At 40.6% G+C, this 24911-nt stretch carries 22 protein-coding genes and 1 tRNA gene; 14 read left to right on the top strand and 9 right to left on the bottom strand.

Features of this window, described 5'->3' with window-relative positions; translation table 11 throughout:
- Positions 1 to 202: 202 nt before the first annotated feature.
- On the bottom strand, positions 203 to 3850 hold the full coding sequence (gene rgy, locus PY04_RS03540; RefSeq protein ID WP_014733806.1) for a reverse gyrase: 3648 nt from the start codon (positions 3848 to 3850) through the stop codon (positions 203 to 205).
- Between the two features lie 139 nt (positions 3851 to 3989).
- Here rgy and PY04_RS03535 point away from each other — a divergent pair, with 139 nt between their 5' ends.
- Entirely contained in the window at positions 3990 to 4415 is a 426-nt protein-coding gene (locus PY04_RS03535) for a HEPN domain-containing protein (protein ID WP_014733805.1), read from the top strand.
- On the opposite strand, the gene topA is transcribed toward PY04_RS03535, so the two are convergent.
- The 3 genes from topA to PY04_RS03515 form a co-directional block, all read right to left on the bottom strand.
- The gene (topA, locus tag PY04_RS03530) at positions 4412 to 6487 is read right to left on the bottom strand and encodes a DNA topoisomerase I (protein WP_014733804.1); all 2076 of its coding nucleotides are present in this window, start codon (positions 6485 to 6487) and stop codon (positions 4412 to 4414) included. The two genes, PY04_RS03535 and topA, sit on opposite strands and share 4 nt — an antisense overlap.
- Complete coding sequence (locus tag PY04_RS03525; protein WP_237710141.1) at positions 6484 to 8316, bottom strand: DUF460 domain-containing protein; 1833 nt, start codon at positions 8314 to 8316, stop codon at positions 6484 to 6486. Before PY04_RS03525 ends, topA begins: the two co-directional genes overlap by 4 nt.
- 439 nt (positions 8317 to 8755) lie before the next feature.
- Positions 8756 to 8833 (bottom strand) — tRNA-Lys (locus tag PY04_RS03515).
- A 105-nt stretch (positions 8834 to 8938) separates the two neighbouring features.
- On the opposite strand from PY04_RS03515, the gene PY04_RS03510 reads away from it, so the two are divergent.
- The 3 genes from PY04_RS03510 (at position 8939) to PY04_RS03500 (ending at position 10623) form a co-directional block, all read left to right on the top strand.
- The gene (locus tag PY04_RS03510) at positions 8939 to 9220 is read left to right on the top strand and encodes a hypothetical protein (RefSeq protein ID WP_014733802.1); all 282 of its coding nucleotides are present in this window, start codon (positions 8939 to 8941) and stop codon (positions 9218 to 9220) included.
- 104 nt (positions 9221 to 9324) lie between these two features.
- A complete protein-coding gene (gene tfe, locus PY04_RS03505) occupies positions 9325 to 9873 on the top strand; it encodes a transcription factor E (RefSeq protein WP_014733801.1) in 549 nt (182 codons plus the stop codon).
- A 6-nt stretch (positions 9874 to 9879) separates the two neighbouring features.
- A complete protein-coding gene (locus tag PY04_RS03500) occupies positions 9880 to 10623 on the top strand; it encodes a DUF2110 family protein (RefSeq protein ID WP_014733800.1) in 744 nt (247 codons plus the stop codon).
- Here PY04_RS03500 and PY04_RS03495 read toward each other — a convergent pair.
- Entirely contained in the window at positions 10595 to 11359 is a 765-nt protein-coding gene (locus tag PY04_RS03495) for a hypothetical protein (RefSeq protein ID WP_014733799.1), read from the bottom strand. The two genes, PY04_RS03500 and PY04_RS03495, sit on opposite strands and share 29 nt — an antisense overlap.
- A 103-nt stretch (positions 11360 to 11462) precedes the next feature.
- Positions 11463 to 11840 (bottom strand): 30S ribosomal protein S6e, encoded by a 378-nt coding sequence (locus tag PY04_RS03490; RefSeq protein WP_014733798.1) that lies wholly within the window; start codon positions 11838 to 11840, stop codon positions 11463 to 11465.
- Between the two features lie 112 nt (positions 11841 to 11952).
- Between PY04_RS03490 and PY04_RS03485 the strand changes: the two genes are divergently transcribed.
- Positions 11953 to 12951 carry a cell wall-binding repeat-containing protein gene (locus PY04_RS03485; protein WP_014733797.1) on the top strand — a complete coding sequence of 333 codons (999 nt, stop codon included), beginning with the start codon at positions 11953 to 11955 and terminating at the stop codon, positions 12949 to 12951.
- Here the strand turns inward: PY04_RS03485 and PY04_RS03480 are convergent.
- A complete protein-coding gene (locus PY04_RS03480; RefSeq protein ID WP_014733796.1) occupies positions 12948 to 13805 on the bottom strand; it encodes a DMT family transporter in 858 nt (285 codons plus the stop codon). The two genes, PY04_RS03485 and PY04_RS03480, sit on opposite strands and share 4 nt — an antisense overlap.
- A 106-nt stretch (positions 13806 to 13911) precedes the next feature.
- On the opposite strand from PY04_RS03480, the gene minD reads away from it, so the two are divergent.
- The 9 genes from minD (at position 13912) to cas6 (ending at position 23487) form a co-directional block, all read left to right on the top strand.
- Entirely contained in the window at positions 13912 to 14649 is a 738-nt protein-coding gene (minD, locus tag PY04_RS03475; RefSeq protein WP_014733795.1) for a cell division ATPase MinD, read from the top strand.
- Between the two features lie 44 nt (positions 14650 to 14693).
- On the top strand, positions 14694 to 15440 hold the full coding sequence (locus PY04_RS03470) for an ATP/GTP-binding protein (protein ID WP_014733794.1): 747 nt from the start codon (positions 14694 to 14696) through the stop codon (positions 15438 to 15440).
- A 50-nt stretch (positions 15441 to 15490) separates the two neighbouring features.
- Positions 15491 to 15979, top strand: a complete 489-nt coding sequence (locus PY04_RS03465) for a Gins 23 protein (protein WP_048055950.1) — start codon at positions 15491 to 15493, stop codon at positions 15977 to 15979.
- A 3-nt stretch (positions 15980 to 15982) separates the two neighbouring features.
- Positions 15983 to 19144: an LAGLIDADG family homing endonuclease gene (locus tag PY04_RS03460; RefSeq protein WP_014733792.1), complete on the top strand. Its 3162-nt coding sequence runs from the start codon at positions 15983 to 15985 to the stop codon at positions 19142 to 19144.
- Between the two features lie 55 nt (positions 19145 to 19199).
- Positions 19200 to 19622 (top strand): translation initiation factor IF-2 subunit beta, encoded by a 423-nt coding sequence (locus PY04_RS03455; RefSeq protein ID WP_014733791.1) that lies wholly within the window; start codon positions 19200 to 19202, stop codon positions 19620 to 19622.
- Positions 19623 to 19933: 311 nt separating this feature from the next.
- Positions 19934 to 21094, top strand: coding sequence for an aconitase X (locus PY04_RS03450; RefSeq protein WP_014733790.1), 1161 nt, complete (start codon positions 19934 to 19936; stop codon positions 21092 to 21094).
- The gene (locus tag PY04_RS03445; RefSeq protein ID WP_014733789.1) at positions 21094 to 21486 is read left to right on the top strand and encodes a DUF126 domain-containing protein; all 393 of its coding nucleotides are present in this window, start codon (positions 21094 to 21096) and stop codon (positions 21484 to 21486) included. The genes PY04_RS03450 and PY04_RS03445 overlap by 1 nt, the downstream gene beginning before the upstream one ends.
- The gene (locus tag PY04_RS03440) at positions 21479 to 22699 is read left to right on the top strand and encodes a site-2 protease family protein (protein WP_048055949.1); all 1221 of its coding nucleotides are present in this window, start codon (positions 21479 to 21481) and stop codon (positions 22697 to 22699) included. The genes PY04_RS03445 and PY04_RS03440 overlap by 8 nt, the downstream gene beginning before the upstream one ends.
- 68 nt (positions 22700 to 22767) lie before the next feature.
- Positions 22768 to 23487, top strand: coding sequence for a CRISPR-associated endoribonuclease Cas6 (gene cas6, locus PY04_RS03435; protein ID WP_014733787.1), 720 nt, complete (start codon positions 22768 to 22770; stop codon positions 23485 to 23487).
- Here the strand turns inward: cas6 and PY04_RS03430 are convergent.
- Positions 23476 to 24363: a glycosyltransferase 4 family protein gene (locus PY04_RS03430; protein ID WP_014733786.1), complete on the bottom strand. Its 888-nt coding sequence runs from the start codon at positions 24361 to 24363 to the stop codon at positions 23476 to 23478. The two genes, cas6 and PY04_RS03430, sit on opposite strands and share 12 nt — an antisense overlap.
- Entirely contained in the window at positions 24356 to 24889 is a 534-nt protein-coding gene (locus PY04_RS03425; protein ID WP_193384572.1) for an HD family hydrolase, read from the bottom strand. The genes PY04_RS03430 and PY04_RS03425 overlap by 8 nt, the downstream gene beginning before the upstream one ends.
- Positions 24890 to 24911: the final 22 nt, after the last annotated feature.

Below are 24911 nucleotides of genomic sequence, written 5' to 3'. Positions count from 1 at the left end.
TTATATAAGATTTTTCCTAATTAAGAGATAAAGCATTAACTTTACATGGTCGAAGGAGTAAGTACTTGATATATGCATAGAAAGATTGCATGTTCATGCATATCCTTTCTACCTAATAAAGTTTTTGATACTACGACAATCTACTATCGACAATTCCGTGTTCCAAGTATGAGACAATAACTCGACAAAGAAAAGTAAAATATCAAGATTTGTTCACATATCTTCTTATCTCCTCGTAAAGATCATTGAGAACATCCTGATAATTAGCCCTAGCCTCTTCTATCGCATCCATTATACTCTCTAACTGTCTAGTCCTCTCCTCGCTGACCAAATCCTTATATCTGCTTACTAAATAATGATATACTTTTATACCCTTTTCAGTAGGAACAAGTTTCTTCTTTCCCTTAGTCTCAATAACATACCCTCTCTGTAGCAACGTCTGGACTATCTTTGCATAAGTCGAGGGTCTTCCAATCCCCCTTTCTTTCATTAATGCTATAACATCTCCCTGGGTATACAAGGAGACCTTTGGAGCCCTCCAATGTCTAATTTCCTTGACCTTTATCCTTTGGCCCTTTTCGAGTCTTGGAATCTGTTTGAGAGGAAGCGGCCTTACTTTAGACCATCCATCGTATAGAACCTCTATATATCCCTCAATCTCCACGTCCCCAAAGGGTGTTTCTAGAACTGCCTTCTCATAGACAACTCTCGCAGGTTTCATTTGACTGGCTATGAACCTCTTAAATATCATGTCATAAAGTCTGAAATGATCCCTTGTTAAATTCCTTGGTAAAGTTATTATGCCGTCCCTAATCAGCTGAATCAGCCTTCCAGTATCTATAGGTCTCGTGGGCCTAATAGCTTCGTGAGCACCCTCTTCTCCCCATTTTCTCGGCTGGAAATATTCTTCACCAATTTCTTGGGTTATATACTCTTTTGCTATTTCAATTCCAGTATTACTTATATGTGTGCTATCCGTTCTGTGATAGCTTGTTAAACCAAGCTCGAATAGATCCTGTGCAAGCTGCATAGTCTTCGTTGCAGAGAAGCCTAAGAACCTTGAGGCATCCTGTAGCATGGCATCGGTAGTGTATGGGGGTAATGGATTTATCTCCCTCTCTTCTATAATCACGTCTTTCACTAAGACCTCCTCGAATTCCCCTTTAGCACCTTCAATTGTCACTGATATGCCATTTTCGAGTGTCACTCCAAGGAAGTCGGTCTCACTTTCAGTAAATTCCTTGTACCTCTGAACTATCCATCCCAAAACGGGAGTCTGAACCCTTCCAGCTGATAGATTCCTGTTTTCAAACACTCTCCAGAGATCTTGGCTAAGCTCAAATCCAATCCATCTATCTTCTATTCTTCTCACTAGTTGCGCATTTACCCTATCTTCATTTATATCCCTGGCTTCTTTTATTGCCCTAAGAATCGCAGGTCTTGTAACTTCATGAAACTCTATTCTTTTTATGTTAGGAGCGTAGGGAGCAAGAACATTCCTTATATCCCACGCTATTTTTTCTCCCTCAGTATCTGGATCTGTACCTATGAGTATCTCATCAACTTCTTGAGCTAGATCTCTCATCGCTTTCACATTCTCAAGAGCGTCATGAACATTCCTACTTCCACACTTCGGACAAACACCCTTCTGCTCCCAGTCAACGAACTGATGCCCACAATCCCTACATCTCTTTATAGTGTCATAAACGGGAACAAAGTATCTCTTCCCATTTTTCTCAAGCATTAGAACACCATGGTATCCTTCTGTCGTCACAAGGTCAAACATATGCCCTCCACTTGCAAGTATTGTAAGCATTTTATCTCCAATACTAACTTCATAAGCAACTAGATCCCCAATTTTCCGCTTACTCGGTTGTCCAAAGAAGTTTGCTATTGTTCTGGCCTTATTTGGACTTTCAACAATCATCAGTGCAGATTTCACTAAATCCTTAACTTGTTCACTGATTTTTCCTTCTATAACCAGTCTGACTTTCTCCCTATCCTTGTCAATCTCTCTAAGAACTTCTTCTAAGTTTATCTCCTCAAAGCTCTTGATCTCAAATTCAACAAAACGCCAGCGCATCTGCCTTACTAATCCGTTGAAAACCTTCTGGTCATCTACGATTATGACGCTGAGACCCTTAGTTATTCCACCAGCAAAGAGTCTTGATGTTCTCCCACTTGCCTGAATGTATGTTCTTACGTCAGGAATCTCTATGTACCACTTTTCTCCCTCTTTTTTAAGACTCAGAAATGGATTTTCTGCTATTTTTCTGAGTACTTCTTCATCCTTTAGAGCCTCCCTAAGAAATCCAACAGCCTGTTTAAAAACTTCAAGGACATGGCTGTAAAACCCTTCAAGTTCTAATCCTTCAGCTAAGGCCTCTTCAATTTTCATAAGATCATACTGAGGAATGTTTCTTATCAGTCTCCTTAACCTGGCATATAGTTTTTCTCCTTCGCTCCTCTTGTCCTCTGGGAGAAATTCTAGAATTTCACTCATCAAACCGAGCACTCTATATATTGTGGGCTGCTCCAGATCCAGGGAAAATCTAAACTTTGGAACTCCCGCAAATATTGCAAACCTTATAAGGTGTGGTAGGTCAAGACCTCTGACTATCGTTCCGTAGTATGTAGCAACGCCAACCAGATAATCGACTTCCTCTTTCTCAAACAGCTCAAGACCCTTCTTATTCTTTGCAGAAACAAGCTCAATTCTGAATCCCTTATTCTTCAAGTATTCCGTTAATTTTTCAGCGTATTCAATTCCCTTGTCTATGGGAACGAATATTAATCCTCCCTTTCCAAGCTTTTTCAGGAGTTCTTCAATATGCTCCTCAACAGACTTTTGAGGAACAATATAGGTGTCAACTATGTTCCTCAGAACACTCCTTCCGCTACCTACTTCAAACCCGAGAAGTTCTCTGTAAAGCTTTATTCTATCTCCTTTTGCGCTACCCGTTGCCGAGGCAACTATCAAAATTCCAATATCATGATCCTTTTTATACTTCTCTATCTCTTTTTCTAATTTCTCAATTTCCTTATTTAGCTTTTCAACCTCTTCACTTGCGTTTTCATTTGACAATAGCTTTGCTAATTGTTTTTTAAGCTTTATAATTTCCCATGCCTTTCCAATGATATCCTCATTGAAGCCCAGCATTAGTAGGGATCTATCTATGTTCTTGCTTGCCTTAAGGAATGCATCAACATCATCAACAAAGATTAAGTCAAAGTGCTTGTCCCTTAAAAGTTCTTCAAATCTTGTAGCAAGGAACTGGCTTGAAGTGACGAGTATGTCAAAATCTCCTGATCTAATCTTTTCTAATGCTTCTTCCTTTTCTTTCTTTTTCATGTTGCCATGATAGTAAAGTAATTTAACATTCACATTCGCTTTTTCAAGCATCCCTTGAATCTTCTTAACAGTCTGAATGACTAAGGGAGTAGTAGGAACAACTATATAGCTCTTTTTTCCCTTAATGGCAAAGTATATCGAAATGAAAGCTCCAAATGTGCTCTTTCCCATCCCAGTCGGAGCTATTATCGAAAAGCTCTTGCCCTTAATTATTCTCTTAACCCATGTTCTCTGAGCACTCCAGAATGTAAATCCAGTTGCTTTCTTAAAGAGATCTTCTACCTCTTTAACTTCTTTATTCAGCTTATACAACTCTTCCCAATGCTTCAAAGTCCCCCTAAGCTTAAGTGCATTTCTAACAGCAGTTACTAAGTCAAAGTAATTCTCGGAAATTTCAGGTTTATCTAAGCAAGCATCACAGGGATTTTTGCTCGCAAGTCTCTCATCAGTTATTGCCCCGTTACAATTAGGACACATCTCCCTGTAAATCGCTTTCATCCTATCTCCCTCTTACTTTATTCTCGCTAATTTTATTCTTAAAAAGGTTTCTCAGGCTTCTAAATTCAAAAATAATCCATAAAATGGTTAGAAATAATTATATTTTCCAATAGGGCTACTAATATCTTGGGGAAGGAAGATGTTTGAGAGTAGTGAGTATGAGAGATGGATAAAGCAGGCAGAAAGAACCTTACAATCTGCCGAGAGAGATTTACAACATAAGGATTACGAATGGGCAAGCTTTAAAGCACAACAAGCTTCAGAACTTGCAATGAAAGCTATAACAAGAGCCCTAGGAATAATTCTTACTGGACACTCGATAACAAAGTTACTGAAAGCCCTAGAAGAGAAGGGAATAAAAGTGCCGCCAGAGCTTTATGATATGGCAATGGAACTGGACAGGAACTACATAACCTCAAGGTATCCACTTGCATATTCTGAGGGCTCTCCATACGAATATTATTCAGAGGAGATAGCAAGAAAGCTGATAAATTACTCAAGAGAGCTCATAGAATTTGCAAAAAAGATCGCTCTTCAAAAACTTGAAGAAAACGAAAATGACTAGAATTTCTTTTTACAACTAATGTCAAGACATATCTCCCTTTCATACCCATCTTCTTCTCGGATTATAACAACGGGTGCTCCATTGCAACATGTTTTTCCTGTAGGTATTATCTCACCCCTTTGGAGGATTGGATAAGTGACATCACATTTTGGCCAATTTGAACACCCAACAAACCGCTTTCCTGTTTTCTTATTATACTTAACGACCAAATCACCGCCACACTTCGGGCACTTCCCTACAACAATAAGGGGCTTTTCCTCTTTCTTTAAGCCTTCCTTAAGTTTGGATTCTCCAACAACAATTTTTGCTAGCTCCATTCCAATTTCAAGTTCCCTCTTCTTGAATTCTTCAAGTATCTTCATTAATCTTGCCTTAGCTTCCTCTATAACTTCTTCTTTTGTCAACTTACCCTGCATTATAAGGTTCATTTTCTCCTCAAACTCCCTCGTCAGCTCAACACTTATTATCTCCGGAACATACTTTTCTAGAGTCTCGATGACCTTCATACCCAAGGGTGTAACTTTTATACTTTTCTTCCCTTCTATATATCCTCTCTGATATAGAGTCTCCAAAATCTGTGCCCTTGTAGCCTTTGTACCAAGTCCAAGATCCTCCATCTTCTTTATAACGGCCGCTGGAGAATATCGAGCTGGAGGCTTTGTCTTTTTCTTCTCTCTCTTTATCTGGAGAACCTTCACGCGTTCTCCCACTAAAAACGTGGGCAACGTTACTTCCTCAAACTTTACATACTTTCCGTAAACGCTCAACCATCCTTCCCTGACAGTCCTACCACCGCTTAAAATAAACCTATGCGGGCCCGCACGAATCGTGACTTTAACGCTTTCCCTAATAGCAGACTCCATGAAAAGGGCGAGAAATCTTCTCACAATCATGTCATAGAGTTTTGCTTCATCTTTAGTTAAATCCCCGGGTCTCGGTATTTCTCCTGTAGGATATATAGCGGGATGAGCAGGATCATCCTTTTTACCCTCAACTGGCTTTAATTCTGGCATCCCTAAGAGGAGATGGGCATAAGGTCTATATTCGGGCATCTTTGCTATGTTCTGAATAATATAGCGGAAATTTAAATTCTTAGGAAGCTTTTGACTCTCCGTTCTTGGATAGGAGGAAAATCCTTTTTCATAGAGACTTTGGGCAAGGTCTAGTGTCTTCTTTGGACTGAAGCCAAACGCTGAATAAGCCTCCCTTTGTAATGTTCCTAAGTCAAAAGGGACGGGGGGATTTCTTTTCTGTCTCTTAACATCTATATCAGCTACTCTTACAGGCCCCTTCTTGGCTTCCAAGACTATTCTCTTGGCCTCGTTTTCATCCCAAATTTTGTCTTTCTCGTATGTTGCTGTGAATTTTTTCCCATTTTTCTCAAATACTAACTTGATAATCCAGTACGGCTTTGGAACAAAATTCTGTATCTCCCTTTCTCTCTCAACGAGAAACTTTAAGGTGGGTCCTTGAACTCTTCCGGTGCTGAGAACTATCCATCTACCACTCGCTTTCTTTATTGCATGAGTCAAAGCCCTCGAGAGGTTAACACCCCAATACCAGTCAAGAATATGCCTTGCTATTCCAGCATTTGCCATGCCAAAGTTTATCGTCGGTTCTAAATTGTACCAGGCCTTTATTAAATCCCTTTTAGTTAGAGCGGAAAACTTCATCCTCTTAGCTATCCCAGGATCAACGCCACATGCATACTTTAAAGCAGTATAACCAATAACTTCTCCCTCTGTGTCATAGTCACAAGCAACTACAAATTCCTTAACCCTCTTTGCAAGAACGGAAAGTAGTTTTATGTAATCCTTAGCGTATTCCTTTCCTTTCTCTGCTATATATACCGGGACCCATTCTATATCAAATATCGGGTATCCGTAGAAGTCTTGCTTTGGTGCTAAACCATAAAGGTGCCCAACGGCAGGGGCAACTATTAACCTCTTCCCATCCCTAAACAATTCATAATAGGGAACTCCAAAGAGAGTCTTTTTTATTGGTTTTCCTTCAGCTAGAGCTCCAGCTATCTTTCTAGCAACGTTGGGCTTCTCGGCAATTACAAGTATCATTGTCTTTCCTCCTCTGCCTTTCTGATGAGTTCTTTGACTCTCTCGATTCTGTACTCCTCGATAACTTTTAAAACGCTCTCAAGTTCCTTTTCTTTCTCCTCTTCCTCCCATTCTTTAATTTTTCTCTCTATTGCCCTTTCTATATCTTCCCTCCTCACTACAGCGAATTCATCCAGCCTTATTACCTCTATGTCTTTCCCCTCTAGAAGAACAGGAATTCTCTTTTCTTTAAATACTTCCATAACAGGAAGTGGGAGGAGCTTACTAGACACCACAGCCCGTATTTTCTTTTTAGCCAGGTGTTCAGCTATTTTCTTACCAGCCCCCGCGGGATTTACAATATATAGTATGTCGTTCCTTTTGATTCCAACTTCTTCCTCAACCTCTTCTACATCTCTCCAAGTGAGGTTCTCTATGACTTTCATTGGGTATACCTTTCCACTGAGTTCAAGCCTTCTCATCTTCCTCGTTTGAGCGAGCTTCTTTGCAAGAATTTCAACCTTTTCCTTTTCTTCCCTAAGTTTCTTTTCGAGAATTGCTATTCTTTCGTCTCTGGCTTTGATCTCTCTTTCTTTAAGAACTTCAAAGCGGACTTTCTCATCGTATTCCTCCAACTTTCTTTCAAGTCTTTCTATAATCTTCTTCTGTTCTTCAATTATCGCCCTAAGTTCAGCATTTTCCCTTTCAAGGTCTGCAATAGTTTTCTCCAATTCCTTGATTTTTTCTACATATGGAGTTAAGTCGACTTCCTCTTTAACCTCTGGGATCTTCTCCTCCTTTAATCTGTCCGAAAGTTTGACTTTCATTATGGCCTCTCCAAGGCTGTATCCAGAAAGCACTAGGGCCTTTATTTCATTTCTCTTCTTCCACAAGCCTAATTCTCTTAACCTCGCCTCTATATGCTCTAATTTTGGCTTGTATCTAAGGTAGGCTTTGTAGGCCGCCGCAAGTGCGTCTCTCTGATGATCATCCTCCACGTTAATTCCAAGATTTCTGAGGAGCTCATTCTTCTCTTCAACTTTCAAGCTCTCTCTGGGAACAAAAAGCTGAGCCTTAAAGGATCTTGCTATTTTTTCAACTAGTCCGGGTGCTGGATTAACATCAGTTGCAATTATTATTGGGTGACCAATTTCACTGATGAATCGAACTATCTCGCTTAGAGCCATATTCTTCTCGCTATAAACAGAGATTATTTTGCCATCTAAGTCTATGGCAGCAATTCCTACCGTTATTCCAGGGTCAAGACCAATTATCACGCTTCTTCTTTTTTCAATTTCAGTTTCAGCCTTTAATGGGACAAACTCCAATACCTTCCTTTCGACGGGTTTTATCCTTATTTCAACATCTCCTCCCCGCATTGGCTTGACAAGTCCCGCTAATTCTTCTCTGCTTGCATAAACTTTAAACTCCCCTCTAGAAACTCCATAATCTCTCTCCTCAACTTCCAAATCAAATGGAATATCCGCCCTTCTTAAGGCCTCTTCTATCTGTCTCACTTTTGCTTGCACAAGGCTATGAACCCTTCTCCTATATCTATCCTGGCTCCATCCTCCTTTTCCCTGGCTTCTCCCTCTTGTTACAGTAATTAAAACTTCGTCCTCAAAGGCTAAAACCTCATATCCAATACCTTTTGATGCCAAAAGAGCTGAAACCTTTGCCTCTTCGTAGGGATCAAACTTATCACCTACTCTAATCCCATGTTCCTTAGCCAAACTCCATAACGATCTCTGTTCTCCTGGCCTACCTGTTACTTGGACAAGTTTCGTTCCTTCAGGGAGAGCCCTTAGGAATTTCCGCAAGTCATCTCCAAGCTCTGTTATGCTATCCATGGCGATTATATCTGGCCTTTTAGCTCTAATGAACCTAATAAGCCTATACAGAGTAAACTCTCCCTTCTTCTCTATTCTTCCGTTGAACCAGGTTACAACAGCAAATTTTTTTGGATTTTCACTGATTATATCTATCCCAACAATCAGGATATGACACCACCTCTCAAGAACATCCAGTGATCTCGTCTCTAGAGGTAGAGTTATATAAAGGATTTAAAAACGTTGCATGGATTTAAACCAAAATATAAAATAGTCTCTAGCAGGCTAGCACCCTTCTCATCTCGTCCCAGCTCTAAAAAGCAGGGCTTGAAAAAGAAATTTGAACTGTCAGTGCTCGAGATTTTAAACAAAGCCATAAAGAATGGGAGTAAATTCATTAAGGAGGCTGTTATGATGTGGCTTTCACAAAAACTTGCTTAGTAAAAAGTTGAAATCATTTTGGCGGGCCGGGCGGGATTTGAACCCGCGACCACCGGGTTAAAAGCCCGGTGCTCTAACCAGGCTGAGCTACCGGCCCACCCGATGGATAACTCGCCAGAAGTTTTATAAGTTTTTTTGTGGACAGTTAGGTTGATAAATCCCAATGGGGCCAGCAACTTCAGAGATAGTGGGGGTGACATAATTGGAAGTAATCATTGAAAAGTTTAAGCCTAAAGTTACCAGACCATTTAAGAGAAAGAATGAGTGGTGGGTCAAGCTTATCACAGAAGATGGGGAGTACATAATGAAGTTTAAGAGCCCAATAGAGGCAGAGGACGTCGTTTATGGCCTCCTAGATCTCCAAGTTTACGGAGGTAAAGTAAAGCTAAAGCTTAGAGAGGGAAATGTAATAGAGGATATTGAAGTTTTAGAAGTTTATAAACCCTCTGCAAAAGAACTTGTCGATGAGTATTTAACTAAATGACTTCCCTCCACCTTTCTTGAACATCTTCCCTAAAGTATATATATGCCTATGTTCATAGTAATTCATTGGTAGGGATACTCCGGTAGAAATGGAGGGCAAGAAGAATGGCTAGAAGGAACAAGGCGCTTCTTGAGATTGCAAGGGACATTGGAGGGGAAGAGGCTGTAGAAGTTATAAAAGCCTTGGAAAAGAAAGGAGAAGCTACAGACGAAGAACTTTCTGAAATAACAGGAATTCGGGTTAATACCGTTAGGAAGATTCTCTACGCCCTCTACGATGCGAAATTAGCTGATTTTAGGAGAGTCAGAGATGACGAAACTGGATGGTACTATTATTACTGGCATATTGAGACAAAGAGATTACCCGAAGTTATCAGAGCCAGGAAAATGCAGGAGTTAGAAAAACTCAAGAAAATGCTCCAGGAGGAAACTAATGAGGTGTATTATCACTGTGGAACCCCAGGACATCCAAAGTTAACCTTTGATGAAGCATTTGAGTACGGTTTCACGTGCCCGATTTGTGGAGAAATTCTTCAAGAATATGATAACTCCAAGATAGTGGAAGAGCTTAAAAGAAGAATAGAGGAACTTGAAATCGAGCTAGGACTTAGAAAGCCTCCAAAGAAAAAAGGAAAGAAAAGCAAGAAAAAGTGAAGTGCTATGGAGATCATAATACCTCAAAAAATATACGGAGACAGAAGTGGGTTTAATAAGCTAGAGAAGAAGTTAAGATCTTTAATAGGAGATCTAGACGTTAGATGGAGAATTTCAATAACTAAAAGACAGTGGGTTAAGATCGTTGTGGATGGTGAAGATTCTGAAGTTTCTATTAATTTGATTAAAGAAGAGTTCGGAGAAATCCCCGTCTCACTTTCGAATGTTGAGGAAGGGCAAATTCTAACTGGTAGGTTAGTGGATCTAGGAAAAGTTGGATATGGAGTATACGTGGACATTGGGATACTAAAACCGAGAATTAAAGATGCCCTAATACCACTTTACTGGCTAAAAAGAACATTCGGAGAAAAACCGGTCAGACAGATGATAAGAGAGTTTGGTTGGGTAGATTATCTACCTGTTGAGGTAAAAATAGAGAAAGTGGAAAAACTTGCTCAGGAAATTGAGGCCCACCTTACGGATAGATGGATAAAGAAAATTAAGGGATGGACAAGCGATAAATATGACAAGCTATTCATCGTTGGAACAATAAGCGAAAATATAGAAAAAGCCCTCGTAGAAACCGGGCACAGCAGGGATGTAAGAAGGATTGAAGAGCTGGGGCTTATGGAAACTATGCTTATCCTAAAAAAGGGCACCCATGCGCCTGGAATAATTAAGGAAATTGGACCATACATAAAACCAGCCAAGATAGGGGCAATTAAGTTTCCTCATGATGAGGAAGAGTGACCAAAAGCCTAACGCTTGCTGCAGAGATAACAAGAACGAATTCTTGAAAGAACTTACCAGCGAATGGTAAGGAGAATATAGAGAGTAGGAGAAGCATCAAAGTTTGCTTCCTCCTAATAACACCTGATAATCTCTCTTTGAACAAAACATACCCTATTATAACTACTTGGATGATCAAGTATTTTAGGTCAAAAACGTCTAATGGAACTATTTTCGGAAAGCTGTACAATCCCAACTCATGGAGGGGTAAAAGGGCGGATGCAAAGAAAAAGGCATACATATAACTAAATGTGGTTACAGGGAACGCTAAAATATAAGCTGGAATAAGGATTGGGAGGACTGGAATTGCAATGGAAAGAAGTGCCGATAAAAGGGAGAGAATTAATGCCCACCCCTCTCTAATGATCTTCCTTCTAGGTGGAGATAGAAGTAGGAGAGCCAAAATTAGGGAAAATGCAGACAATTTTAGGGCAGAGAAAATACTAAGAGATTCTCTTACGGTTTCAGAAATTAGTATCAAGCCCACAATTAGAAAGCCTGCTTCTCTGCAGAATCTCGGAGCTAATAAAAATACGGAGGGTAAGAGAACTGTTGCACCATAATATCTAGTGGGTGCTATGAGGATGTATACTAAGGATATTATTGTAAGATAGAACGACTCCTTAGAGTTCCAAGTTACCAAAATAATGAGGAATACTGAAATTGCAAGTATTAAGATTGGCAATTTAGGTAGCAAAAAGCAACACCTCGATGTAGCCCGGTCCAGCGCGGCCCCATTGCATCGGCGCTCGCCGGCCTGAGCCGCGCAAATAATAGATAGAATAGGGAGTTAAAAAGATTTAGTATACAAGTTTAACATTTACTTGGACAATTTCCGGACTAATTGTGTTGCCCCTAACAGTCTTTTTCCTTCTCTCACCCTTTTCCCTTGGTCTAAATCCTGGTCCCTTTGAAAGGAGTATCCTGACTCTTCTAGGCCCATGAACATCGGGTCTCATTGGGAAGCCATCCTTGTCAGTTCCTCCCCTTATTTCCATCTTAACATCTTCTGGAAACTCCTTGCCAAAGAGCTCGTTTAGGTTAATGCCGAGTTCCTTTACTGGGATCTGATCCCCTATTTTCTTTCCAATGAGTTTCTCTGCAGCATCTCCAGTTATTTCAATCTGCTTGGCAATTCCACTTTTTGGATCTGATATCACAAGCTTGAACGTTGCCATTTCCTCCCACCTCTCTAATTTTCATCAGCGGGATTCATCGGGTTGCCCCTTAGCCCAGAGGCATGAAAATTTAAATAGTTTAAAAACCTTGAGGTTTAAAGGAGGGAGAAGAGTGAGAAAATTTTTAAGTATAATCCTGGTTATTGCAATAATTTCTAACCTTGTAATGGCATCCCCTCCCCAATATGACCTAATAATAGTTAGAAATGATGATATAATTGACTATCTTATAGCTCTCCCGTATTCTCATTTACTCAACATCCCAATTCTCCCCGTAAACCCAAAGAAGCTAGATAAAATAACAGAAGCACAACTCTATTCCTACATACAGTTAGGTAGGAATAGCGTTCTAATTGTTGGAAATGCAAATGCTGTAAGCTTAGAAGTTGAAGATAAACTGAAGAGCATGGGATTCAAAGTTACCAGAATTGGAGGAGCGGATCGAACTGAAACTGCTGAAAAGCTGGCACTACATTTCTATCCCAATGGCAGTAAAACCGTAGTACTTGCTAGTGCATGGGACTATGGTTCAACTTTGGCAGCGTCAGAATTTGCAATGAAGTATAAATACCCTCTTTTATTGACCTGGGAAAACCAGCTCTCACCAGCCGCGTTAGCTGGAATAAAACAACTTAAAGCTAAGATAGTGATTCTCGTTGGACTAGGGCTAAATGAAAGCATTGAAAAGACTTTAGAGGATATGGGATACGAAACTTATTGGATAGGAAGAGACATAGAACCCCCACCAATAGTGACTACACAGTCCACCCCACAACATCCACCGGCCTCTGGTTCGAAAATTTATTTCCTCCTCGGAATGATTGCTATGCTGATAATAATGAGTCCAATTATTTTCTATTTGCACAAGAGAATAGTAAGCAGAAAACAAGAGATACTCGAACAATTTAATGAAAAAGAAATAGCCGTCCTGAAGGCGATAATTGAAAATGGCGGAGAGATAAAACAAGAAGAGTTGCCTGAGCTGGTGGGATATTCTAGACCTACAATAAGCAGAATAATTCAAGATTTAGAAAAGAAAGGTATAGTCGCAAGAGAAAAGAGTGGAAAAACGTTTATAGTTAAAATGATAAAGAAAATTAAGCTTGATTAGCTTGTTAACAGAAAGATTCCTACAACAACAAGCCCTAAGCTTATCCATATTTTCATATTTGGAGGTTCTTTTAAGAGAGCAACTGCCAATAGCGTAGAGATTATGGGATTTATTGCAGTTATAGGGGTCGCTATTTGAGATCCTAGAAGGGATACAGAGGATACAAATGTGTATTGGGCTATAACTAGACCTAACAAACCTGCAGATGCTATCACCCCGACTTCTCTCCAAGTAACCTTCCTGATTTCACCAAGAACTTTCCACGAAATTAAAGTCACTCCAATAGCAGCATATATTATTCTAAGGCCGGCTAATGTTAAAGATGAAACCTTGCTTGACAACCAATCCATTAAAACTATTGCGACACTCCAGGAGATTGGTGTTACAAACGCATGAAGAATTCCTCTAGGATCCGCATGCTCTTCACTTTCCGCTTGTCTAACAATTACAATACCCAAAACAACTAAAACTGCACCAAGAATTATCTTCACAGTAATCTCTCTTCCTAAAAATAAATATGCCCAAATAAGTGTCCACAAGGGATAGGTAGATGTTATTGGAACGGTTCTAGACACTCCAAGAGACTTGAGAGCAGAAAAGTAAAAGTAATCCCCTATAACGAATCCGAATTGGGCCGATATGAAGGCAATCAGATGATACTTCAGGGGCATTGAAGCTATCTCAGAATAATTGCCCAAAACAAGGAAGAGAATAAGATAAGTTGTTGCCGAAAAATACAACCTAACTAAGTTTGCCGCTATTGGACTCTTGTCTTTTAGCCCAATTCTGATTAATACAGATGCAGATCCCCAACAGAGGGCAGAAGTTAAAGCCAAGAGCACTCCAGTTAGCATGTTCACACCTCCTTCATTTAACTTAAAAATTTAGCGTTTCGATGAATAGTTCAATGGAAGAAATATTATATAAGAAATGGAAAATAAAGGAAATGGAGGTTTTCACATGGCCAGGATTATTTCAATTGTGTCAGGAAAGGGAGGTACAGGAAAAACAACAGTAACAGCAAATCTATCTGTTGCCCTAGGGGAAAGAGGAAAGAAAGTTCTCGCCGTTGATGGAGACTTAACAATGGCAAACTTAAGTTTAGTCCTGGGAGTTGATGACGCTGATGTAACACTTCACGACGTTTTAGCTGGAGAAGCAAAAATTGATGATGCAATATACATGACTCAATTCGATAATGTTTACGTTCTCCCTGGAGCAGTAGATTGGGAACATGTGATAAAAGCAGATCCAAGAAAGTTGCCAGATGTCATAAAGTCTCTAAAAGATAACTATGATTTTATCTTAATAGACTGTCCAGCGGGATTACAATTAGATGCCATGAGTGCAATGCTCAGCGGAGAAGAAGCTCTATTAGTAACGAATCCGGAGATATCATGCCTAACCGATACCATGAAAGTAGGAATAGTTCTTAAAAAGGCGGGCTTAGCAATACTTGGATTCGTCTTAAATAGGTATGGAAGAACTGAGAAGGACATACCCCCAGAGGCAGCTGAAGAAGTCATGGAAATACCTTTACTTGCTGTGATCCCAGAGGATCCAGCAATTAGAGAAGGAACACTCGAAGGAATACCTGCGGTAAAATACAAACCAGAGAGCGAGGGAGCAAAAGCATTCGTAAAACTTGCAGAAGAAATTGAGAGATTAGCCGGAATAAAAGCTAGGGTTATGTACTAAAAGTTTTTAGGCCACCCTAATTCTATTGCCATTTGGGAGAGACGATGATAGTGGTATTCGTGGGAACTGCGGGGAGTGGAAAGAGCGCCATAACTGGGGCTTTCGGAAAATACTTGGAAGAAAACTATAAGGTCGGCTATGTTAACCTCGACACAGGAGTAAAACTCCTCCCATACAAACCAGATATAGATGTGAGAGAATCAATAACGGTAGAAGAGATAATGAAAGAAGGATATGGACCAAACGGAGCGATAGTAGAGAGTTATGACAGACTAATGAATGAGTTCGATGAATATCTCAACAAAATACTAAAGCTTGAAGAGGAGAAGGATTACGTTCTAATAGACACTCCTGGTCAAATGGAAACGTTTTTATTCCACGAATTTGGCGTCAAACTTATGGAGAATCTTCCTTACCCCCTTGTAGTTTACCTGTCAGATCCAGAAATCCTCAAAAAACCTCATGACTACTGCTTCGTTAGATTCTTCACCCTCCTTATAGACCTGAGACTCGGGGCAACTACCATTCCAGCCCTTAACAAAATCGACATCCTCAGCAAGGAAGAACTCGAAAGACATAAGAAAATGTTCGAAGATCTAGAGTATTTAACTGCCAGACTAAAGTTCGACCCATCGACTCAGGGATTGCTAGCCTACAAGATGTGTTCAATGCTACCAGAGGTTTCTCCTCCCGTTAGAGCAATATATCTCTCAGCGAAGACGGGAGAAGGATTTGAGGATCTCGAAACGCTCGCATATGAGCATTACTGTACATGTGGGGACCTAACATAGAAATTTTAAGCCCTCCACCATATTTCTCTTTTAGCATCGGTGATGAAATAATGTTAGCGGGAAAAGCTTACATCCCGGTGAGAGTATTAAAACCCTTTGGAAACTGGAAAGAGGGAGATATGATACTTCTTGAGGATTGGAAGGCCAAAGAATTGTGGGAGATGGGAGTAGTTGAGATTATAGACGAGGCTGATAAAGTTATAGGCGAGATAGATAGGATCCTTAATGAAGAAAAGAAAAATGCTCCTCTAACCCCAATTCCAGAGGGCCTGTACGAAAAGGCCGAATTCTACATATATTACCTTGAGAAGTTTGTTCAAGTTCAAGGTGGAAGCATAGAAGTTCTCCAGACAAAATTAACAAAACTGAGGAATCTTAAGAAGAAATATAAAATGCTAAAGAACATAAGATTTAAGAAGATTCTTGAAGCCGTGAGACTTAGGCCGAACAGCATGGAGATTCTTTCAAGATTATCCCCAGAAGAAAAGAGGGTTTATCTCGAAATATCCCGTATCAGAAATGAATGGATAGGTGAGTGAGAAATGGAAAGAGAGGAAATGATTGAGAGGTTCATACAGTTTTTTAAAGAATACACTGAAGAGGGTGAGGAGCCCCTATATTTGGGTAAAATAAACGACCTACTAACCGTAACCCCCAAAAGATCCGTTACAATAAACTGGATGCACTTAAACTCTTATGATCCAGAGCTAGCCTCCTATGTACTGGAACACCCGGAGGATAGCATTGGGGCCGCTGAAGACGCCATTCAGATTATCCTAAAGGAAGAATTCCTAAGAGAGGACGTACCAAAAATACACGCGAGATTCCACAACCTCCCAGAAACCTTACTGGTCAAAGACATAGGAGCAGAGCACATAAACAAGCTAATTCAGGTTGAGGGAGTTATAACGAGAGTTACAGAAATAAAACCTTATGTCTCAGTGGCAGTTTTCGTATGTAAAGACTGCGGTCACGAGATGGTAGTAAAACAGAGACCCTACGAAGGCTTCACCGTAGTTAAAAAGTGCGAACAGTGTGGAAGCAAAAATGTTCAGCTCGATGTTGACAAAAGCTCTTTTGTAAATTTCCAAATGTTCAGAATCCAAGACAGGCCAGAAACGCTGAAAGGAGGGCAGATGCCAAGATTCATTGATGGTATTCTGCTGGACGATATTGTGGATACAGCAATGCCTGGAGATAGGGTGCTCGTAACTGGAATACTGAGAGTTGTTCAAGAAAGAAGAGAAAAAACACCCGTTTTTAGAAAAATACTAGAAGTCAACCACATAGAACCCGTGAGCAAAGAGATCGAGGAACTGGAGATAACACCAGAAGACGAGCAGAAGATAAGGGAACTCTCCCAAAGAAAAGATATCGTGGATGCAATAGTTGATTCAATAGCACCTGCAATATACGGATATAGGGAAGTTAAGAAGGGAATAGCCTTAGCCCTATTTGGAGGAGTCCCAAGAGTCCTCCCAGATGGCACTAGGCTTAGAGGGGATATACATGTACTTCTAGTTGGGGACCCTGGAGTTGCAAAGAGTCAACTGTTAAGGTATGTTGCAAATCTGGCCCCCAGAGCAATTTATACCTCTGGAAAGAGCAGTTCCGCTGCAGGTCTAACGGCAGCGGCAGTTAGGGATGAGTTTACGGGAGGATGGGTTCTGGAAGCTGGAGCACTCGTTCTTGCAGATGGAGGATACGCACTAATCGACGAGTTGGATAAAATGAGTGACAGGGACAGGAGCGTTATTCACGAAGCTCTTGAACAACAAAGCTATCATAAGGATTTCGAGCTTCTCCTTGCCGATGGAAGGAAAGTAAAGATAGGTGAGTTCGTTGATAAACTAATGGAGGAGAATAAAGATAAAATAATCCATGGAAAAGACACTGAAATTCTGCCAGTCGATAATATATATGTGCTGGCATACAACTTGGATGAAAAGAAGATAGTAAGGGTCAAAGCCGATAGAGTAAGCAGGCACACAGCTCCGGATCATTTTATTAGGCTTAGATTTTCCAACGGGCGAGAGGTTATGGTAACTCCAGAGCATCCAATAATGGTTTGGGAGGAGGGAAAAGTAAAAGAGAAGCCAGCAGAAGAAGTCAAAGAAGGAGACATTGCCCTTGGTGTTAAGAGTTATACCTCCCTAGACAACATCCAACTCAGAGAAAGTCTTGCAAAGTTAGTGGGTTTTCTACTAGGTAGCAAGGCAAATGGAGAGATTAAGACTAATGACTATGATGTCGTTAATGAGGTTACAGAGCTTCTTAGGGAATTCGATGTGGAGTATAAAGTCGAAACAATGGAAAGTACCAACGAAAGGACTTATATTATAAGAGTTGACCAGACAGAAATCAAGAACAGACTTAGAGAAGAACTTCAGGAAGGATTCCAAAAGAATGAGAGTCTCAACAGGATTCCTGCAAAAATAATTGGAGCTGATAAAAGGGCAAAACACGCTTTCATTAATGGACTGTTCAAGGTAAGTGGCTTTGTTGATAAGGATAATGGAAGCATTGGATTCTTAACACACTCAAGGAGCATTGCCGAAGATCTTCAGGATGTTCTTCTAAGCCTTGGAATATTATCCACTATCGAGGAAGCAAAAGCTGAGAGTGACCTTAATTACAAAGTCGTAATCAGCGAGAAAGAGAGTATAAAACGCTTTATTGAACTAGTAGGATACGATAGCGAATCGGAAAAGCTTAGAGAGGCCTTCGAGGTTTCGGGGGATAAAAACATCGAGAGTGTTGAAGAGAGGGAGAATATACATTTCCTCAAGGTTGTGAAAGTTGAGAAAGTGCCCAACACAGATTCGAGATGGGTGTACGATGTCACGGTAGAACCTTATCACCTCTTCGTTTCTCACGGGCTTGTTCTTCATAATACCATCAGCATTTCAAAAGCTGGAATAACTGCAACATTAAATGCAAGAACAACCGTCATAGCCGCTGCAAATCCAAAGCATGGAAGATTCAACCGAATGAAACCATTTTTTGAGCAAATAGATCTTCCTCCAACACTGCTCAGTAGATTCGATTTGATATTTGTTTTGGTCGATGAGCCTGATGAGAAAACGGATAGCGAGATTGCTAGACACATTCTAAGGGTAAGAAGGGGAGAGAGTGAAGTTGTTACCCCAAAGATACCCCACGACCTCCTCAGAAAGTACATAGCCTACGCCAAGAAAAATGTTCATCCAGTAATTAGTGAGGAGGCAATGGAGGAAATAGAGAAATACTATGTTAGGATGAGAAGAAGTGCCAAAAGGAGTAGTGAAAACGAGGATATAAGACCAATCCCAATAACGGCAAGACAGCTAGAAGCTTTAATAAGGCTGAGTGAAGCCCATGCCAGAATGAGGCTCAGTCCGATTGTCACAAGGGAAGATGCCAGGGAGGCTATAAAGCTAATGGAGTACACTCTAAGGCAGATAGCAACCGATGAAACCGGGCAAATTGACGTAACAATTCTGGAGGTAGGACAAAGCGCCAGAAAGCTGAGCAAAGTTGAGAGAATTCTTGACATAATTGAAAAGCTTGAAAAGACTAGTGAGAAAGGAGCCCACATAGATGACATACTTGAGGAAGCGAGGAAATTTGGTATTGAAAAACAGGAAGCTAGAGAGATCGTGGAGAAGTTGCTCGAGAGGGGGCAAATATACATGCCAGAAAACGGCTACTACAAGACCCTCTAAGCACCGTCTGATTTATATATTGTAAGCAACTTTCAGAATTTGGAGGTGAGATAAGATGGAGATTGACTATTACGATTATGAAAAGCTACTCGAAAAGGCATATGAAGAACTTCCTGAAAACGTTAAGCACCACAAGTCACGTTTTGAAGTTCCAGGAGCTTTAGTAACAATAGAAGGCAATAAAACGATAATTGAGAACTTCAAGGATATAGCAGAAGCCCTAAATAGAGACCCACAGCATCTCCTCAAGTTCCTGCTTAGGGAGATCGCTACAGCAGGAACAATTGAGGGCAGGAGGGTAGTTCTCCAAGGTAGATTCACACCTTACCTAATAGCAAACAAGCTGAAGAAGTACATCAAAGAGTACGTGATCTGCCCTGTATGTGGAAGCCCAGATACCAAGATAATTAAGAGGGATAGGTTCTACTTCCTCAAGTGTGAAGCTTGTGGTGCTGAAACCCCAATTCAGCATCTCTAGCGTTTTGCCAGGGATGATGACTTTGCCGAGTGCTGAGTAAAATGATGACTAAACAGTCGTCTGACCCTGCCCCTAAGCTTTTCTCTTTCTTTTCTCATCGCTAAGAGCAATTCTTGGTCTTTAATATTCACAGATGTTCACTATAAATCACTCCTGGTAAGATCAAACCTTCAGCAATAAAAGGCAGAGGCATTAGCGATATAGTGTTCTAGATATAAAAACCTCCCAGATTCCACCAAATAATAAAGCCTGCTAATATAGTCATATATAAAAATTGAAAGTTCGAGTAAATGAGAGAGGTGTTTAAGATCATGTTCCTAACAAAGGAAGAAGAGCTTGCTTTATCTGGTGAGTACGGGCCAGCAGTTCAAAAAGCAATGGAAATTCTCGTGGCACTTGGTGATCTTTACAATGCTGATAGACTGATTAAAATTAAGAGTGTCCAGATAGCAGGGGTCAGCTACAAAAACCTAGGAGATTACGGTATTCAATTCCTTAGAGATTTCGTAGAGATGGGAGCCAGGGTGTCAGTGTACACAACGCTAAATCCGGCAGGAATAGGAGATGAGGAATTCATAGAGAAGCAGCATGAGATCTTAGAGCTTTACAGAAAAATGGGAGTTGAGATAACATCAACATGCACCCCCTACTACGGCCCGAATCTGCCAAAGTTCGGTGACCATTTAGCATGGAGTGAAAGTTCTGCCGTAAGCTTTGCAAATTCAGTCTTAGGGGCAAGAACCAATAGAGAGGGGGGACCTTCAAGTCTTGCAGCTGCAATAGTCGGAAAAACGCCAAACTATGGACTTCACCTGGACGAGAACAGGAAAGCTACTCATCTAGTCGTTGTTGAGAATGGATTGCTGAGAGATACGACAGACTACTCCCTTCTAGGATACAAAGTTGGAGAGATCGTGGGAGATGGGGTTCCCTACTTTAAAGGATTGAAGCCCGATGTTGATGACTTAAAAGCTCTGGGTGCTAGCATGGCTGCTAGCGGGAGCATAGCCCTCTATCATGTGGAAAAGGAAACTCCAGAATGGAAGACTGCAATCTCAGACAAGATAGAAAAGATAAGCATAGGAAGAAAAGAGCTAGAAGACGTCAAGGAAAGGTTTTCAACCGAGTGGGAGGATATTGATATAATCCTACTTGGCTGTCCCCATGCTTCCCTGAAGGAGATAAAGAGAATAGCCGAGCTTTTAAGGATGAGAAACAAGCCTCTTAAAATTCCACTCTTTGTAACCACGAGCAGACCAATTAAATCACTTGCAGATTATCTCGGGTACACGGAGATTATAGAGAGGTACAATGGAAAAATACTCAGCGATGTCTGTCTAGTAGTTTCACCAATAAAGGAGTGGTACTCTGGGGTAGCCACAAACAGTGGAAAAGCCGCTTTTTATTTTAAGTCCTTTGGACTGAATGTTAGACTAGAAGATACCGAGAAAATCCTAATGGGGGCACCATAATGAAGTTAAAGGGAAAGGGAATAGGAAAAGGGATCGTGGAAGGGGAAGTTATTGTGTCAAGAAAACCACTCTCTTTCCTAGGTGGAGTAGATCCAGAAACTGGAATAGTTACAGATGCTGAAAGTGACATTAGGGGAGAGAGTATAAAGGACAAAATCCTGGCATTTCCCCGAGGTAAGGGCTCGACAGTTGGATCTTATATAATCTATGCACTAGCGAGGAGTGGAAACGGGCCTAAGGCAATAATAGTTGAAGAGGCGGAAGCAATTGTAACAGTTGGAGCGATAATTTCAGGAATTCCTATGGTGGCTGGAATTGATATATCAAAACTCAAAACTGGTATGAGGGTGAAGGTAAACGCCGAGACAGGGGAGGTGGAGATTATTGGTTAAAGGAATCTATGAGTGCATAAACTGTGGACACAGAGAAGTTTTCGACACTACAAAGCCCCTCCTCCCGGGTGCGTGTAAAGTTTGTGGAGGGGACATGATCCTCGTTGGTTATGAGATAGATGTAGAAGAGGAATATCATCCGAGCATAGAAGATGAACTTAGAAAGTACTATGAGCTTGGTCAGCTTTTAGAAAGTAGAGGAGATTTTTATGCATATGAAGTCATTTCAATAAAAGAGGAGAATTTTGAGAAGGTATTAAAGGAGGTCGAAAAGTTAGGATACTGGCTGGCATTGAAGAAGAGGGAAGGAAAACTCGTTTTATATGTGTTTCCAGCCCAAAACGTTGACAATAAGGAAAATCCAGTAGTGGGTATCTTGCTGTTTATCTTAACTGTCTTGAGCACGTTCTTTGCCGGGTATATACTTTCCATCAATTATGTAAAGACTCTTGAGGATCTAGGATTACCTGGTATTAAGAATGTATATCTCAACGCCCTAGCATTTTCACTAGGTATAATCTCAATCCTTGGAACCCATGAGATGGGACACAAAATAGCGGCAACTTTACATGGTGTTAAATCAACATTCCCTTACTTTATCCCCTTCCCTTCATTCATAGGAACATTAGGTGCTGTTATCAGGGTTAAGTCTCCAATTCCAACGAGAAATGCTGCCATAGACCTTGGTGTTAGCGGCCCAATAGCTGGATTGATAGTGGCTATACCGGTAACGATAATAGGACTTAAGCTTTCTGCAATAGTTCCCCAAGACTATTTCAAGCAGGGAGAAACCATATACTTTGGAACGAGCATACTATTCTATGAGCTTACAAAGCTCGTCATAGGAAACTTGGAGGAAGGCTTTGGAATAGCGCTCCATCCACTTGCCATAGCGGGATGGGTTGGAATTTTAGTGACCTTCCTTAACCTTATCCCAGCGGCCCAACTTGATGGGGGTCACATAGCTAGGGCTCTATTGCCAGAGAAAGTTCATAGAATACTAACGTACGCGTTAGGCTTTATAGCAATAGGACTTAGCTACTTCTGGGCCGGATGGTTTCTTTGGGGTTTGCTAATACTTTTAATGGGAAGAATAGGAAACCCTGGAGCCCTAGATGAAGTGACTCCACTAACACTTGGAAGAAAGATACTCGCCTTAATTGCAGTTGTAATATTCATAGTCTCTGCAGTACCAGTTCCCTTCTCAACCTAACGGAACGCTTTTATTTCTTTATCTCCTCAATTATCAATAAGGCCCGGTGTAAATAAGGAGGGGTATAGATGAGAATAGAGATAAAACTGCTCCCACTTAAAGACAATGCTGTTCTCCCATTCAATTACAATTATGAGGTATACTCCCAAATCCTAGAGAAGGTAAACTCAATAGAGCCTAGTTTAACGCAATTACTCTCCTCTCCCCATGGATATTGGACTTTTTCTAGGATAATTGTGAGAAAGAGGAGGATATTACCCGAGAGGGGTATTGAAATACTCTCTGATGACGTGTCCCTCTATGTCTCGTCATTCAACGAGGAGATTATAAGAGCTATAGCTGAAGCCGTTGAAAAAAGTCCCGAATTCAAAATTGGTGACGTTGCGTTTCTTGTAGGGGATATAAAAGTCATTAAAGTAAAAAACATAGGACGGGAGAATATGTTTTCAACATTAAGTCCAATAGTCGTCAGAACAGTAAAATTTGAGAACGGGAAGCTTAGACATTGGGATCTTTATCCCCATGATGATCTGTTCATGGATCGGCTAAGGAAAGTTATGCTGCTAAGATATAATGAAATAATGGGTCATTTACCCCAAGACAAGGAATTCACTATTGAAGTTCTAAAGTTCAAACCCACGAGGCTGATGGTTGGAGATTCATACATAAGAGGATCGCTTATGGTCTTTAGGTATATTGGCTCGGAAGAGATAGCAAGGTTCGGTTATGAGAATGGCTTTGGAGAAAAGACAAGATTTGGGTTTGGGATGGTGAAGTTAATAGATTAACAAGGCAAATATTCCAAGTAATACTTCCATAACCCAAACAATTCCAACAAGCTCCCACTCCCTAACCCTTCTAACTCTCATTATCAAGCCTAGAAAGGAAAGATAAGGGGGAGGGACAAGTGTTCCATCTTTGAGAACTTTAGTCCTTCCAAGTTGTTTTCCTTGGAACTTAACCCCAAGCTTAAGGATGAAGTCAATGGCATGGGGGATCAACATTATCGCAAGGGGGAATTCAAGTCCTTGGTATACGGCAACCAATCCCATTAAGGCACCTAAAGACAGAGTTCCAGTATCTCCAGGGAAAACTTTTGCTGGATACTTGTTCCAATATAAAAATCCCAATGAAGCAAAGAACGCTATTAGGGAGACACTCTTAGCCCAACCTTCATGACTCAGCAAATATAAGAAGAAGAATATTATGACAGAAGAACCAACCTCAAGTCCATTAAAACCCGCCAGCATGTTCACAAGATTTGCAGTGGCAACAACATAGATCCAGAATATTATTAAAGTCAGTATTCCGAGGTTGATTTCCCAATTTCCCAAGATTATGCTTTCTCTGCTAATATGAAAGATTAAGGGAAAGGTAGCTAAAGCCGTTAAAATGACCTTATGAGATTGCCTCAGATTAGTTAAATCATCGATAATACCTACTAATGCTACCAGAAGAAAGACACCTATAATCCACCCTTCCAATCCCACAATAAATAGTGCAAAAAGCGTTATCGTAAATACAATTGCCAAGCCCCCCATCTCAGGAACCTCAACCCTCTCCAACTTATGGACATCGACACCTACTATGCCAGCTTTCTTCATTTGAGCAGCGATATATTTTGTCAGTACTAAGGACAAAAGAAGAGCACCAACTTCAAACATGCTTTAACCTCCTGAGGGCATCTAAAAGATCTTTAAAGTATTTTGAAACTTCAAGTTTCTCTACTTCATCCAACGCTGTCCAAAATTCATCCAAATTCCTGTTCCCAGCTAGCATATACTTGTAAGCCTGAACAACCATATCAATTTTGTCAGCCAGCTTTACAACCTGACTCTCTAATGTCTTTCCTTCCTCATACTCTACAAATAGATCCAAGAATTCCGGGAAAATGTCTTCAAAAACTTTAATTTCAGCTTCAGTTTTATTCAAATACTTCTGGGCAGAGAGTGGTAAATCTGTTAAAATTGACTCAGCAATATCATGCAGTATGGCTATTTTTATGGCTTTTCCCTCATCGATATTTACACCTTTTCTCTTCAGCTCGTTAGCCAAGAGAAGAGTTATGAAAGCCACTGAAAAAGAGTGCGATGCAATACTCTCTGGGTTGGGGACATCTTTGAATAGCCATCCCATTCTTGGAAGTCTTTTCAAGGTGCTTACTCTTAGGATTTTATCAAGTATTTCCATCGGGCCCAATTTTTATCCCCGA

This window comes from Pyrococcus sp. ST04 (genome assembly GCF_000263735.1).
Classification (GTDB): Archaea; Methanobacteriota_B; Thermococci; order Thermococcales; family Thermococcaceae; genus Pyrococcus.
The sequence above is the reverse complement of the archived record's forward strand: the minus strand, read 5'-3'. Positions and strand labels throughout refer to the sequence as shown.

Excerpts from the sequence above, each read along its gene's own strand:
- PY04_RS03535 (WP_014733805.1), top strand. The coding sequence starts at position 3,990 with ATGTTTGAGAGTAGTGAGTATGAGAGATGGATAAAGCAGGCAGAAAGA.
- PY04_RS03450 (WP_014733790.1), top strand. The coding sequence starts at position 19,934 with ATGTTCCTAACAAAGGAAGAAGAGCTTGCTTTATCTGGTGAGTACGGG.
- tfe (WP_014733801.1), top strand. The coding sequence starts at position 9,325 with ATGGCTAGAAGGAACAAGGCGCTTCTTGAGATTGCAAGGGACATTGGA.
- PY04_RS03470 (WP_014733794.1), top strand. The coding sequence starts at position 14,694 with ATGATAGTGGTATTCGTGGGAACTGCGGGGAGTGGAAAGAGCGCCATA.
- PY04_RS03490 (WP_014733798.1), bottom strand. The coding sequence starts at position 11,840 with ATGGCAACGTTCAAGCTTGTGATATCAGATCCAAAAAGTGGAATTGCC.
- minD (WP_014733795.1), top strand. The coding sequence starts at position 13,912 with ATGGCCAGGATTATTTCAATTGTGTCAGGAAAGGGAGGTACAGGAAAA.
- topA (WP_014733804.1), bottom strand. The coding sequence starts at position 6,487 with ATGATACTTGTAATTGCCGAGAAGCCCAACGTTGCTAGAAAGATAGCT.
- PY04_RS03500 (WP_014733800.1), top strand. The coding sequence starts at position 9,880 with ATGGAGATCATAATACCTCAAAAAATATACGGAGACAGAAGTGGGTTT.
- PY04_RS03480 (WP_014733796.1), bottom strand. The coding sequence starts at position 13,805 with ATGCTAACTGGAGTGCTCTTGGCTTTAACTTCTGCCCTCTGTTGGGGA.
- PY04_RS03465 (WP_048055950.1), top strand. The coding sequence starts at position 15,491 with ATGTTAGCGGGAAAAGCTTACATCCCGGTGAGAGTATTAAAACCCTTT.
- rgy (WP_014733806.1), bottom strand. The coding sequence starts at position 3,850 with ATGAAAGCGATTTACAGGGAGATGTGTCCTAATTGTAACGGGGCAATA.
- PY04_RS03445 (WP_014733789.1), top strand. The coding sequence starts at position 21,094 with ATGAAGTTAAAGGGAAAGGGAATAGGAAAAGGGATCGTGGAAGGGGAA.
- PY04_RS03425 (WP_193384572.1), bottom strand. The coding sequence starts at position 24,889 with ATGGAAATACTTGATAAAATCCTAAGAGTAAGCACCTTGAAAAGACTT.
- cas6 (WP_014733787.1), top strand. The coding sequence starts at position 22,768 with ATGAGAATAGAGATAAAACTGCTCCCACTTAAAGACAATGCTGTTCTC.
- PY04_RS03455 (WP_014733791.1), top strand. The coding sequence starts at position 19,200 with ATGGAGATTGACTATTACGATTATGAAAAGCTACTCGAAAAGGCATAT.
- PY04_RS03460 (WP_014733792.1), top strand. The coding sequence starts at position 15,983 with ATGGAAAGAGAGGAAATGATTGAGAGGTTCATACAGTTTTTTAAAGAA.
- PY04_RS03525 (WP_237710141.1), bottom strand. The coding sequence starts at position 8,316 with ATGGATAGCATAACAGAGCTTGGAGATGACTTGCGGAAATTCCTAAGG.
- PY04_RS03430 (WP_014733786.1), bottom strand. The coding sequence starts at position 24,363 with ATGTTTGAAGTTGGTGCTCTTCTTTTGTCCTTAGTACTGACAAAATAT.